Source organism: Variovorax humicola, assembly GCF_037889915.1.
In the GTDB taxonomy this organism is placed as follows: Bacteria; Pseudomonadota; Gammaproteobacteria; order Burkholderiales; family Burkholderiaceae_C; genus Variovorax; species Variovorax humicola.
The window spans coordinates 143,196-155,708 of the sequence record NZ_JBBKZV010000001.1 but is presented as its reverse complement, the minus strand read 5'-3'; the positions used below and the strand labels follow the sequence as shown (position 1 = coordinate 155,708).

The following is a 12,513-nucleotide window of genomic DNA, read 5'->3' as shown; positions in this document are numbered from 1 at the left end:
TCAAAATAGTGCCGATCTCTCTGTACGTCTCTTTGGGCCGCAAACAAAACAGTAATTGTTTAACTGCCCTCACCCCGGGTCTCAGGCTACTGCACGGTGTTGTCGATGACCTTGGTGCCTTGCCAGTACACCTGACCTCGAAAAAAATAATTGACACAAATCTCATAGTCGCCTGCATTCAGCAGCGAAAACGGCATTTGATAGTCGACCAACTGGCAAGCCCAACTGACACCACCCGGATTGGCAGCGTTGTAGTTCCATGCCTTGTCCAGATAGACCTTGGTGACCGCCGACGAACCCGGTTGAAAACCCTTCATATTGGCGCAACCCAATTGTTCGTCGACGGGAATCGACACGCCCAGATCGGCCGCAATGTGGCGATAGGCATCGATGCGATTAAGCACCTGCGGCTTCTCGGAACCGCCACCGCATTCAATTCCACCATTAATGATATGGACCGTCGCGCCGAATCCGGGTGTCATACCATTGGCCAGATCCACTGCATTGGGTTTCCATGTTCCATCCACGACCCATATCATCGATGGCTTGGGGGATTGAGGTGTGACAGCAAACCATACAGCCGATGCGAAATTCAGCCACGTATCTGCGACCCTCCCCGGGTCGTCGAGCAATACGTTGCCATCTCCATAAACAGCCTTGCTGAAGGGGCCGAAGTTGTAATTCCAGGAGAGTTGCTTGGAACCACGGCCGAAATAATCGAGCATCTCGCCCTTGGAGTTTCTACCGCACGCATAGAATATTGAAAATATCGTGCTGCCTGCGCCACGGAAGCAGTCCTGATACGCCCCGACCGCCGAGCCCTCCTCGTAGCCCGATTCACGCAAGTACCAGAGCCCCTGGTGATAGGTCGGTATGGCGGTGCCCTGTGGCATTGCCGCCAAGACGAAGTTGTTGTGCTCAGCGTAGCCACGGGCAGTGGCCGGTGTCAGAGAAGGCCAATTGGCGCCGGTCTCCTGAACAAAATGCGCGAAAGAGGTTGCTAGCAGCTTGCGGCAAATGGCATCCGAATCGCGCCCGTCTGTATAGGTCGCGCAATAAGCGGGAAATTTGCCCGCGCCCTTCAACAGATTGATATAGCTGTATTTGATATGCCTGACGGGAAACATTTCATCGAATTTCGCCGCGGTCATGATTCGCTCGACACGCTTGACGTTCTCCGGATTGGTCGCGGCGCCAGTCGCAATCGCATCCGTCTGTTCATCAGGCAAGGTCTTCAACGCCGCCCGGCTCCGGTCCAGCACCGCGGGATCCGTGGCAGACACGTTCTTGCCGAGTTCCTTTTCGGCCGCCGCGAATTGACCCGAGGTCGGATACCCCGCAGATGCAGCGATGAATGTGACCTGGGGCTTGTTCGATGAGCTTGGTGTCGGTGTCGGTGTCGGTGTCGGTGCTGGCACCGGCGGTGGTGCCGGAACGGGTGTCGGCGCCGGGACCGGGGTTGGAGTTGGGGTCGGCGTGCCTGCGCTGCAGATCCCTAGATCGGCCCATACGCCATAAGGCCCACTTTGTGAAGGAATGTCGTTCGCGGTCCACCACTTGTTCTGGTAGTTGCGACCCTGATAGGTCACGCGCGCACCAGGTTGCGCGTAGGTCTGCGATGCGGACCATTGCGAATGGCAGCCACTCGGCGTCGGCGTCGGCGTCGGCGTCGGCGTCGGCGTTGGCGTTGGTGCAGGTGCAGGTGCAGGCGCTGGAGCAGGTACCGGCGCAGGCACGGGTTGAGGTGCCCCACTCACCTCCCGCCACAATGTCGGCGTACTTGCAGGCGTCCAGTTCGCGCCGACGTATGCCGTGTGTGCCTGGAGTGCCGCGTAGTCGCGACCGTCATAAGTCACGACATCTCCGACCCGATAACTAGCGCCTTCGTGCCAGGCAGTCGCGGCCCACGCTGAAGCTGCAGTGAGTATCAACGCCACCGCACTTACCGATCTCACATGGAATGAGAGCAGGGCACCGAAGCGCTCGTGCAGAGCTAACGCATACGGCTCCTGACTTGAGTCATGACGTAGAGAAGCGCTGCGTCTGGCAAGGGCCAGCATGTGAACTAATGGCGCGTTGGGCGCACCTTTGGAGGCCGCCCGGACCGCCGTCGAGAAGCCGGATTTGGAATCCTTCATCGTGGGCACAAGCTTCCCTTGGAAGGCGGCCTCCGGCCTTGGAAGGATGTCGTGAGCGGAAGCAACCGACTCGAGCGGCAGCCGCGGCGCCACCATCCTGGAGAATCTTTTCATCGTGTTCCCTCCGCTTTCCCGGCGAAAGCGTAGGGCGCATCTTTGTGCCAGTAGGAGCCCGCAGCTATGCAAAGAGCGACCGTAGACGCGCGTCGCAATCTGCATGGCGCCCAACGCGCCGCGGCACCCGGAATCCGGCTTGGCTGCTTGAAGGATCGAATGGTCGATCGAGATTTCCGGGTGCTGCTCGACGAGGCCAGGTGGGACGCTCCCAGGTCGAGTAGCGCTCTGGCTTGCCAAGAGGCGAGCGTGTGCGCTGAAGACAAATCCCCGCCGTGGACCAGGCTGCTTGCTTCATGAGATCGGCCAGCGGGCTGGGGTGTAGAGGGGCGCGACTTGGCGCTCTGCGTGCCGGCGGATTTCGCCGACGATGCGGCGTGCGACGAAGCCATCGAACTCGCGCGGACGGCGGTCGCCGAGTGCTCCGCACCCGTCCTGCAGGCGATCACCGCGAGGGGCGCGACGGCTGTGGTCGACTGGGTGTGTCCGGACCCGTCCTTTCCCTTCCGGGCCACTCCCCTGTTCTCCCGTCGATGCTGGCGGAGGCAAGGAACGCGCGCCAGTGCGCTAGCATCGACTCACAACAAGCATCCGGGACGAGCTTTGGAACCGCTGTCTAGCTACCGCATTTTTTCCAGCATGGACGTCGACGAATCCTCACAGTTCGCAAGCCGGATCTGGGAACGAAATCGCACGACCATCCTCCACGGCGACTACGGCCTTCGCTGGAACCATCTGGACGCGGGCAAGGTGGCTTTCTCGTACGTCCAGCACGAATGCACGGTCGACCTGAGGGCCCAGGGACCGCTGTCCGACCGGTTCAGGCTCTTTCTCCACCAGAGCGGTGCGATGGAGCACCGGACCGGCAAGCACCCTTTTGTCTCCGATCCGCACAACGTCGTCGTCCACAGCCCGGGCATGGAGCTGAAGTCGATTCTGGGCCCGTCCAAGTTCCTCCTCGTCAGCTTCGACGGAAAGTGCGTCCGCGACGCGATGGAACAGCGCTTCCACACCATCTCCCGATACCAGGACTGGCTTGGCGTGCTGCCCCCGACCGCGGATCTGAGGTCGCTGCGTTCGTACACCGCCTGGCTGGTCCTCGAGCTCGACAACCCGAACTCGCCTCTTTGCATGGCCGGGCCGGCGCGCGGGCATGCCAAACGCCTGCTGCTCACCCTGTTCGCGGAATGCCTCGCGGAGAGCGCCCCGGAGGCCAGCGAAGCAGTCGAGGACATCAGCCTCGCGCAGGTACGCAGAGCCGAGGAGTGGATCACTGCCAACCTGGGCGAGCCCATCGGCGTGGAAGAGGTGGCATCGGCGATCGAGGTAGGCATCCGATCGCTCGAGAAGAGCTTCAAGCGAGTGCGCGGCTGCACGCCGCAAGCGTTCATCATGGGCCGGCGACTGGGGATCGCAAGGCAGATGCTGCAGGGCGCGGGCGAAACCGCCTCCGTCACCACGATCGCCATGTCGCTCGGCTTCTTCGAACTAGGCCGCTTCTCCCAGCGATACCGGCAACTCTTCGGGGAGACGCCGTCCATGACGCTGGCTCGCAGCGCCGGACGCTGACGGTGCCAACGGGTTTGTCGGATGCACCGTTGTCGGCCGCATCGAGGAATCGTCGGCAGATGTCAGTCGAGTAGGGGACTGGTTGCAGATCTCGCTGCGTGCCTTGATGCCCTTGGGCCATGAGACCACGAGCGGATCGGAGGTGCCGCCCGAATACTCCGCATAGTGCTTGAACATCTGGAACAGCGTGGAGAGCGCGGCCGTCCATCCGGCGGGGAAGTGCTCATGGATGTCCGGGCCGCCGAGCACATTGATGTACTTCATGATCTCGGCGATTTGCGAAACACTTCTGGCTTCTCGACGATATTCGCAGCCAATCGCTCGATGCCAAATCCATATTGGACATTGGAGAAAGATGGGCTAGCCGCCACCGTTGTCGCTGCGGCAGCCACCTGGTTTGCGGGGAAGCTTGCCGTCACCAGTCTGCTGGGAGGTCTTCTCCCCGCTTGACGATCGGCGCTTGACAGCGTCAGTGCCCCCTCGCGGGACGGATTGAAAGCCCCCGGCGTCTGCCATCCGCGCCGATCTGGCAGTGAACCGGCTCGACCGGTGGATGCCCCCGGTGGTGACCGGCGCGTGGTCGCGGTGATCGGGCTCAAACAGGCGAGCGTGCCGATCGAGAACATGGTTCGGGCCGACGTCGATGCCGGGATGCAGCGCGCGCAAGATACTCCAGGAGAAGAAGAGAGCCCGCCGCCGCGCCCCTCACTCCACCGTTACGCTCTTGGCCAGATTGCGCGGCTTGTCCACGTCCGTGCCCCGCGCGCATGCCGTGTGATACGCCAGCAATTGCAACGGCACCACGTGCAGCAGCGGCGACAGCGCGCCGTAGTGCTCGGGCATGCGGATGACGTGCAGGCCTTCGCTGCTTTCGATCTTCGTGTCGCCGTCCGCCAGCACATACAACACACCGCCGCGCGCGCGCACTTCCTGCAGGTTGCTCTTGAGCTTTTCGAGCAGCGCGTCGTTCGGCGCGACGGTCACGACCGGCATCTCGCTGGTCACGAGCGCGAGCGGACCATGCTTCAACTCGCCCGCCGCGTAGGCCTCGGCATGGATGTAGGTCACTTCCTTGAGCTTGAGCGCGCCTTCCAGCGCGATCGGATAGTGCAGCCCGCGGCCAAGGAACAGCGCGTTCTCCTTGCGCGCGAAGTCCTCCGACCAGCTGATGATCTGCGGCTCCAGCGCCAGCACCGATTGCAGCGCAACAGGCAGGTGCCGCATCTCATGCAGATAGCGGGCTTCGTCCGCGTCGCTGAGCCGGCCCTTGGCTTGCGCCAGCGCCAGCGTCAGCAGGAACAGGCCCGCCAACTGCGTCGTGAACGCCTTGGTCGAGGCCACGCCGATCTCGACGCCTGCTCGCGTGATGTAGGCCAGCTTGCACTCGCGCACCATCGCGCTGGTCGCCACGTTGCAGATGGTCAGCGTCTGCGTCATTCCAAGGCTGCGGGCATGCTTCAGCGCCGCCAGCGTGTCCGCGGTTTCGCCGGACTGCGTGATCGTCACGACCAGCGTCTTCGGGTCGGGTACGGAGTCGCGGTAGCGGTATTCGCTCGCGATCTCGACCTGCGTCGGGATCTTCGCGATGCTTTCGAGCCAGTACTTGGCCGCGAGGCCGCTGTAGAAACTGGTGCCGCAAGCCAGGATCAGGATCGTGTCGATTTCCTTGAACACCCGATGGGCGCTGGCGCCGGTGGCTCCATCGTGCGTCACGCCGTCGAACAGTTCCGGCGCGACGCCGACCACGCCTTCGAGCGTGTCCGCAATGGCGCGCGGCTGCTCGAAGATTTCCTTTTGCATGTAGTGGCGGTATGGGCCGAGTTCGGCCGCGCCGCTGTGCGCCTGCACGGTCCGCACGGTGCGCGCCACCGGCTTGTGGGCGCGATCGACGATCCAGTACTTGCCCGGCTGCAGGTCGATCACATCGCCTTCGTCGAGGTACACGATCTGGTCGGTCACGCCAGCAAGCGCCATCGCGTCGCTGGCCAGGAAGTTTTCGGTGCCGTCCTTGCCCACGCCGAGGATCAGCGGCGAGCCCTGCCGCGCGCCGATCACGCGATGCGGCTCGTCACGGCAGATCACGGCAATCGCATAGGCGCCGTGCAGTTGAAGCACCGCGGCCTTGACGGCTTCGAACAGGTCGCCGTCGTAGAGACTGTCGATCAAGTGCGCGATGACTTCGGTGTCGGTCTGGCTGTGGAACACGTAGCCCCTGGCCTGCAACGCAGCGCGAAGGGGCTCGTGGTTCTCGATGATGCCGTTGTGCACCAGCGCAATGCGCGCGGGGCGCGTCGTTTCCGCGTCCTCGCCTGCGCCGTGGCTGAAATGCGGGTGCGCGTTGTGCACGGCCGGGGCACCGTGCGTGGCCCAGCGCGTATGCGCAATGCCGGTGAGGCCCACGACGCGGTCGTCGTGAACCTGGGTCAGCAGCTCGGCCACGCGCGACGTGGTGCGGGCGCGCGTCAGGCCGCCTGCGTGCACAGCCACGCCGCAGGAGTCATAGCCGCGGTATTCGAGCCGCTGGAGGCCCTGGACCAGGACCGGAACGATGTTGCGATGGGATGCCGCGCCGACGATGCCGCACATGAGAGACCTGCCTTGATGAGTGTGTTGTCAGGGGCGAATGGTAGGCGAGCAGAATTGAATATTGCTTCCAATACTCTTTTATTATTGGTTTATTATTTCTTGATTCGGTCAAAATGGTTATTTGTTCCGAATATCAAATGTTTATGAAATAATCGATCAACGAACCGATGGAACCGATCCTGCTCGACAGCACCGACCTGCGCCTGCTCGACGCTTTGCAACGCGACGCGTCGCGGACCAATCAGCGATTGGCTGCCGATACCCATGTCTCGCCGCCAACCTGCCTGCGCCGCGTGCAGCGGCTTCGCGCGGCCGGGCTGATCGAGCGCGAAGTCGCCCTGCTCTCACCCGACAAGCTCGCGCCCTTGCTGGGCCACGGCCTGCAGGCGGTGGTGGAGATTTCACTGGACCGTCAAGACAGCGAAGCGCTGGATTTGTTCGAAGCGCGCGTCGCCCCCGACGACGCGGTGCAGCAGTGCTACCGCGTGTCACCCGGCCCCGACTTCGTGCTCATCGTCGCGGCGCGCGACATGCCCGACTACCTCGCGCTCCAGCAGCGCCTCTTCACGACCGACGCGAATGTGCGCAACGTGAAGGCGTACTTCAGCCTGAAGCGCGCCAAGTTCGCACCCATGGTGCCGCTGAGCACGCCCTGATAACGTGCGGCAAGAATGTCGACAAGGAAGTCCATCGCAAGAATAGACAAGAGGGAATCGGAATGCGTATCTACTTCCTGACCCCGGACAGATGCACGCTGGCCGACCGCGACCCGACGCTGATCAACGACATCCGCAAGAGCTTGCTGGCCCGCAGTGGCATCGAAGAAAGCGCGACGCCGGGGGATGCCGACGCTATCGTGCTGAACGAACTCTGGTCGTTCAAGGAATGGCGGTACATCGAGACCCTGTTGGCCGACCCGGTCGCGAGCAAGTATCCGCACAAGGTCTACACGATCAACCTGGACGACGCGGCCACGGGGCTCCTGCGCGGCATCTATGCGTGCCTGCCGCACAGCCGCATGCAGCGCGCGCTGCACAGAACCGTACCGTTCCCGAAACCACCGAACGAGTTCGTGCTGGCCGGCCCGGAGGGCCTGCGCCCGGCGCCGAGCTATCTCGCGACGTGGCGCGGCAATCCGAAGTCGAATCACGCGCTCAGGTACGGCCTCCTGTCCTTGTATGCCGACTCGCCACTGACGAAGATGGAAACAACCGACAGTTGGCTCAACCATGCCCCCGGCGAAAAGCGGCACTATGTCGACTTGCTGCTGGCGGGACATTTCTCGCTCTGCCCGGCGGGATGGGCTCCGGCAACTTTCAGAATCTATGAAAGCATGGCGCTCGGCGTTCCGCCGGTACTCATCGCCGATGAATTTGTGCCACCGCAAGGCCCGGATTGGGACAGGTGTTCAGTGCGGGTCGCCGAAAAAGACCTGCCCCGCCTGGAACAGACGCTGCAGGCGCATTTGCCGAAAGCGGCCGACCTGGGGGGCGAGGCCCGCAAGGCCTGGCTCCGGTACTTCAGCCCTGAACACATGATGTCGTACTACGCCGACGCGCTGCTCTCATGTATCCAGGCCCGTTCGGCGTCCGACTCGGCCGAGAAGGAAGTCGCGCGCTGGCGTTCCTGGCAGATGTACTGGACCAACCGCTGGACCTTGCCTCAACGCGTGAAGGTCAAGGTGCGCAATCTCTTCTTTGCGCGCCCCGTGCCTTGAAGGCGCGGATTCTTCGACTGCCGCCACCGACCTCAGGACTTCGGCTGCTTCACCGGACGCTTCCAGCCCGCGAAGCTCACCTGCTTGCTGCGCCCGATGGTCAGCGCACCGGGCTCGGTCGACTTGCTTACGGTCGAACCACCACCCACCGTGCCACCCGCGCCGATGGTCACCGGCGCCACGAGCACGCAGTTGCTCCCCACATGCACGTCGTCGCCGATGATGGTGCGGTGCTTGTTGGCGCCGTCGTAGTTGGCGGTGATGCTGCCCGCGCCATAGTTCACGCGCGCACCCACGGTGGCATCGCCAAGGTAGGCGAGATGGTTGGCCTTTGCACCCGCATCCAGCGTCGAATTCTTGACCTCGACGAAGTTGCCGATGTGCACTTCGGCGCCCAGCCGCGCGCCCGGCCGCAGGCGGGCGAACGGGCCGATGCGCGATCCCTCGCCGACCGTCACACCGGCCTTCTCCCCATCGATGTGAGTGAATGGATGGATCACTGCGCCAGTCTCGATGCGCGCATTGGCAATCACGCAATTGGCACCGATCGTGACGCCGGCCCCCAATGACACCGCGCCTTCGAACACGCAGTTGACGTCGATCTCGACATCCGACTCGCACACCAGCGAGCCGCGCACGTCGAATCGCGCCGGGTCGGCCAGCCGCACCCCTTGCGCCATCAGCGCATCGGCCAGGCGGCGCTGCCACGCGCGTTCCAGTCCCGCGAGCTGGGCCGGATCGTTGATGCCCGTGACCTGCAAGCGATCATCGGTGCGATGCGCAACCACCGGCACGCCGTCGAGCGTGGCCATGCGCACGATGTCGGTCAGGTAGAACTCGCCTTGCGCGTTGCGGTTGTCGAGCCGCGCAAGCCAGGGCTTGAGCAGCCGCGCGGGCACCGCCATCACGCCGCTATAGACCTCCTTGATGGCGCGCTGCGCCTCGCTCGCGTCTTTCTGCTCGACGATGGCTTGCACCAAATCGCCATCGCGAAGGATGCGGCCATAGCCTGTGGGGTCTTCGAAGTCGATGGTCAACAGTGCCAGCCGGCGTCCGGCGCAGGCCGCGATGAGCGCGCGCAACGTGTCCTCGCGAATCAGCGGCACGTCGCCCGACAGAATCACGACGATGCCGTCGTCGGGCAGCAGCGGCGCCGCCTGCTGCACAGCGTGTCCGGTGCCGAGTTGCGGCATCTGGCGTGCAAAGACTGGCGCGCATGGTGCGTCCGCCAGCGCGGCCTCGACTTCGTTGGCGCCGTGGCCGGTCACCACCACCACGCGTCGGGCATGCAGGCGCGAGGCAGTGTCCAGCACGTGCAGTGCCAGCGCGCGGCCGGCCAGACGATGCAAGACCTTGGGCCAACTGCTCTTCATGCGTGTGCCCTTGCCGGCCGCCATGACGACGATATCGACGGGATCCTCGTCATTTCTTGGTAAATCTGTCATGCGTGCGTGCTCTCGAATTCAATGCGTGGAATTGGCGCGAATTATCGTCGTCGCCCTCGCGTGCGCGCTGTTCGGCGCCTGGAGCGCGGTCAAGCTGGCCTGCAACGAACTGGCGAGCGTGCGAACACGAGAGCGGCGCGCGTCAGCTTGCAGCTTCCTGATCCAACCGCAAATGCGAAAGACGGCGGGATCGCCTTCAGATGAGTGGAGTGGGCCGGAAGGGCCGTTCGAAATAATCACCCAGGGTCTCGAGCGCTTTCGGTTCGAGGATACGCAGCCAGCCGCCATCGAGCTTGTGCAGGCCGAGTCGCTGCAGACGCCTCAACGTCTTGTTGGTGTGAACGAGGGACAGGCCGATTGCGTCGGCAATGTGCTGCTGGTTGAACGGAAACTCGACCCAGCCGTCGCGCTCCAGGCCCGCACGCTGGGCGCGACGATACAGGTGCATGAGCAACATCGCGACGCGCTCCATGGCGTTGCGCCGGCCGGTGGTCACCAGGTTGTCGTCGACCATCTTTTCTTCGCGGGCGGCAAGCCAGGTGATGTCATAGCCAAGCCGTGGCTGGCTGCGAAACAAGGGCCAGAGCTTGTCCCGCGGAAACACGCACAGCGTCACAAGCGTTGCCGCTTCCACGCCGTGCGTCCGGCCGTCGGAAAATTCGTCCTGCACACCGATGAAATCGCCCGGCAACAGGAAGCTGAGGATCTGTCGCCGGCCGTCACTCAGTGTCTTGAAGCGGAATGCCCAACCTGAATACAACGTGAACAGTTGCGAGCTCGCCCTGTGTTCCTCGATGACAGGCCGTCCTGCCTCCACCACGCGCGAACCGTCGCGGAATGATTGAATCGCCCGCAGTTCATCCAGAGACACCGGATTGAAGGCAGGGCTGCCACGCAACTCGCACGACTCGCACGGGTGGGGGCAATGCGGCGGATAGACAGGTGCTGAGTAGTCCTCGAGTTTCACCTTGGGACTATAGGTCGGAAGTCGGGTCCGGGCGTATCGGCCCGAAGCCGGCTCTGGGCACATGCAACCGAAGTGGGGCCCGGGCGCCACGCTGTGTCTTTTCACATTTTCGAATCGTGAATTGCTCCCTAGACTCCGTGACCGCATGAACCCCCAGAACGCGGATCTTCACGAGATACTTTATTGCAGCAACCTCGCCGACGGACTTTCGCCAGCCTTGGTCGGCGCCATCGTTGCTCACGCACGTGCGCGGAATGCGCAACGCGGAATCACGGGATTGCTGGTCTTCGACGGCTACCGTTTCTGCCAGCACTTCGAGGGGCCACGCGACGCGACGGTAAGGCTCATGGACCGCATCGCCGAAGACCCGCGCCACACGGACATTCGCGTGGTCTACGAAGGCCCGCTCGACAAGCGGCGCTATCCCCGCTTTGACATGGGCCTGGCCGACGCCGAGGACGGATTCCCTGATCTGGACCGACTCGACGGCAGCGAAGCGCTCGCGCGCTTCCTGCAACTGCGCCCTCGCTACGACATTTCCTGAGGCCGGCGGCTCAGGCGGCGTCCCAGGTATAGCTGGCGCCGTAGCCGTCCCACGGCTCCATCACGAGGCGCTCGCCAGCGCCAACGCGAAGCGATTCGCCGGGCGCCAAGACGAGGTCTTCGCTGGCATGCGCGCGGTTCGCGTCGAGCGTGACCCAGACACGGCCTTGCTTGACGCGCATGATGCTGTCGGACGACGCCTTCAGGCTGATGGCCTGGCCAGCAGATATCTGCCAGGCGCCGCGACGCGTCGCGGCCGGAACGGTAGCCGGGCGTGCGGGCAACGAAACGGACGACGACGAGACGCAAACGGCGGTAGACATGACGGACTCCTGAGTAAGTTCCAGATATCGCAAAATCGCGATTCGGGAATGAATGATCTACCTGCCGCCATTGGCAGTCCAATGAATACGAGGTAGGCTACTGATTCCGTTCTCGCATCAATCAACGTGCAGCATTCCCAGACCCACTTGCGTTCCCGGCCGATCTCGGCCGGCCACTTGCGCGCTTTCGAGGCGGTGGCCCGCCATCTCAACTTTCGTGCGGCAGCGGAGGAAATGGCGCTCACGCAATCGGCCGTGAGCCGCCAGATCCAGTCGCTCGAGGAAGAGGTTGGCGTGGGCCTGTTCCTGCGGCACACGCGCGCCGTGGAGCTCACCAGCGCGGGCGCGCAACTGTTGCTGGCAGTGCAGCAGTCGCTGCCACGTATCGATGGCGCAGTCCGGCAGATTCGCCAAAGCGCGGGGCGCAAGAGCGTGTCGCTCACGACCTTTGCGTCGTTCGCATCGATGTGGCTCATTCCGCGGCTGGAGGCCTTCCAGCGCGAGAACCCCGACATCGACATCCGCATCGATGCCAGCGACGTGGCGGTCGACCTCGACATGGCCGACGTCGACGTTGCGCTGCGCTACGGCCCTGCAGGCGGGATGCCGGCGGGCGCGCTGCGACTCTTCGGCGAAACCCTGACGCCGGTGGCCAGCCCCTGGCTCATCAAGAGCAGCCCGCCAATCAAGACGCCCGCCGATATCGTGCAGTTCACGCTCATCGAAGCCGGCGATGCGCACCGTACGCACCTCGAATGGCTCACCTGGCGGCGATGGTTCGAAACCACCGGCCAGACGCGCGTGCAGCCGCGGCGCTGGATCTACTTCAACTACGCCTACCAGATGGTGCAGGCGGCCCTGACGGGCCAAGGCCTGGTGTTGGCACGCAGTTCGCTCATTGCCGAAAGCCTGGCGAACGGCGATTTGGTGGAGGTACTGCCGCAGCACCGCATGGATTCGCCGATGGCCTACTGGTTGTTGATCGGACCACGCAGCGAGCAGCGCCCAGAGATCAAGGCGTTCTGCGAGTGGCTGCAGGACCAGGCCGCGACCACGCGCGACACGATCGGCGAGGTGCCCGACCCGGACACCGTGGACTTCATCGATTGAC

The 12,513-nt window shown here is 63.5% G+C and carries 11 protein-coding genes; 5 read left to right on the top strand and 6 right to left on the bottom strand.

Annotated features, from left to right (window positions below):
• Positions 1-86 precede the first annotated feature (86 nt).
• Positions 87-2,252 carry a glycoside hydrolase family 19 protein gene (locus WKW80_RS00670; protein ID WP_340361606.1) on the bottom strand — a complete coding sequence of 722 codons (2,166 nt, stop codon included), beginning with the start codon at positions 2,250-2,252 and terminating at the stop codon, positions 87-89.
• Between the two features lie 336 nt (positions 2,253-2,588).
• Between WKW80_RS00670 and WKW80_RS00665 the strand changes: the two genes are divergently transcribed.
• On the top strand, positions 2,589-3,821 hold the full coding sequence (locus WKW80_RS00665) for a helix-turn-helix transcriptional regulator (protein ID WP_340361605.1): 1,233 nt from the start codon (positions 2,589-2,591) through the stop codon (positions 3,819-3,821).
• Here the strand turns inward: WKW80_RS00665 and WKW80_RS00660 are convergent.
• On the bottom strand, positions 3,741-4,085 hold the full coding sequence (locus tag WKW80_RS00660; protein ID WP_340361604.1) for a hypothetical protein: 345 nt from the start codon (positions 4,083-4,085) through the stop codon (positions 3,741-3,743). The genes WKW80_RS00665 and WKW80_RS00660 overlap by 81 nt on opposite strands.
• 441 nt (positions 4,086-4,526) lie before the next feature.
• Entirely contained in the window at positions 4,527-6,407 is a 1,881-nt protein-coding gene (gene glmS / locus WKW80_RS00655; RefSeq protein ID WP_340361603.1) for a glutamine--fructose-6-phosphate transaminase (isomerizing), read from the bottom strand.
• Between the two features lie 167 nt (positions 6,408-6,574).
• Here glmS and WKW80_RS00650 point away from each other — a divergent pair, with 167 nt between their 5' ends.
• On the top strand, positions 6,575-7,063 hold the full coding sequence (locus WKW80_RS00650) for an Lrp/AsnC family transcriptional regulator (protein ID WP_340361602.1): 489 nt from the start codon (positions 6,575-6,577) through the stop codon (positions 7,061-7,063).
• A gap of 62 nt (positions 7,064-7,125) precedes the next feature.
• A complete protein-coding gene (locus tag WKW80_RS00645; RefSeq protein WP_340361601.1) occupies positions 7,126-8,124 on the top strand; it encodes an exostosin domain-containing protein in 999 nt (332 codons plus the stop codon).
• Between the two features lie 32 nt (positions 8,125-8,156).
• Here the strand turns inward: WKW80_RS00645 and glmU are convergent, their stop codons facing one another.
• Both glmU and WKW80_RS00635 read right to left on the bottom strand, forming a co-directional pair.
• Positions 8,157-9,569, bottom strand: coding sequence for a bifunctional UDP-N-acetylglucosamine diphosphorylase/glucosamine-1-phosphate N-acetyltransferase GlmU (glmU, locus tag WKW80_RS00640; protein ID WP_340361600.1), 1,413 nt, complete (start codon positions 9,567-9,569; stop codon positions 8,157-8,159).
• Between the two features lie 196 nt (positions 9,570-9,765).
• Complete coding sequence (locus WKW80_RS00635; protein ID WP_340361599.1) at positions 9,766-10,536, bottom strand: Crp/Fnr family transcriptional regulator; 771 nt, start codon at positions 10,534-10,536, stop codon at positions 9,766-9,768.
• A gap of 145 nt (positions 10,537-10,681) precedes the next feature.
• Here WKW80_RS00635 and WKW80_RS00630 point away from each other — a divergent pair, with 145 nt between their 5' ends.
• Positions 10,682-11,080: a BLUF domain-containing protein gene (locus WKW80_RS00630; protein WP_340361598.1), complete on the top strand. Its 399-nt coding sequence runs from the start codon at positions 10,682-10,684 to the stop codon at positions 11,078-11,080.
• 10 nt (positions 11,081-11,090) lie between these two features.
• Here WKW80_RS00630 and WKW80_RS00625 read toward each other — a convergent pair whose 3' ends face one another.
• Positions 11,091-11,402, bottom strand: coding sequence for a DUF2917 domain-containing protein (locus WKW80_RS00625; protein ID WP_340361597.1), 312 nt, complete (start codon positions 11,400-11,402; stop codon positions 11,091-11,093).
• Between the two features lie 126 nt (positions 11,403-11,528).
• Here WKW80_RS00625 and WKW80_RS00620 point away from each other — a divergent pair, with 126 nt between their 5' ends.
• Entirely contained in the window at positions 11,529-12,512 is a 984-nt protein-coding gene (locus WKW80_RS00620) for a LysR substrate-binding domain-containing protein (RefSeq protein WP_340361596.1), read from the top strand.
• The last annotated feature ends 1 nt before the right edge of the window (position 12,513 follow it).

Coding starts and splice junctions, on each gene's coding strand:
- WKW80_RS00670 (WP_340361606.1), bottom strand. CDS start 2,252: ATGAAAAGATTCTCCAGGATGGTGGCGCCGCGGCTGCCGCTCGAGTCG.
- glmU (WP_340361600.1), bottom strand. CDS start 9,569: ATGACAGATTTACCAAGAAATGACGAGGATCCCGTCGATATCGTCGTC.
- WKW80_RS00660 (WP_340361604.1), bottom strand. CDS start 4,085: ATGAAGTACATCAATGTGCTCGGCGGCCCGGACATCCATGAGCACTTC.
- WKW80_RS00630 (WP_340361598.1), top strand. CDS start 10,682: ATGAACCCCCAGAACGCGGATCTTCACGAGATACTTTATTGCAGCAAC.
- glmS (WP_340361603.1), bottom strand. CDS start 6,407: ATGTGCGGCATCGTCGGCGCGGCATCCCATCGCAACATCGTTCCGGTC.
- WKW80_RS00650 (WP_340361602.1), top strand. CDS start 6,575: ATGGAACCGATCCTGCTCGACAGCACCGACCTGCGCCTGCTCGACGCT.
- WKW80_RS00625 (WP_340361597.1), bottom strand. CDS start 11,402: ATGTCTACCGCCGTTTGCGTCTCGTCGTCGTCCGTTTCGTTGCCCGCA.
- WKW80_RS00645 (WP_340361601.1), top strand. CDS start 7,126: ATGCGTATCTACTTCCTGACCCCGGACAGATGCACGCTGGCCGACCGC.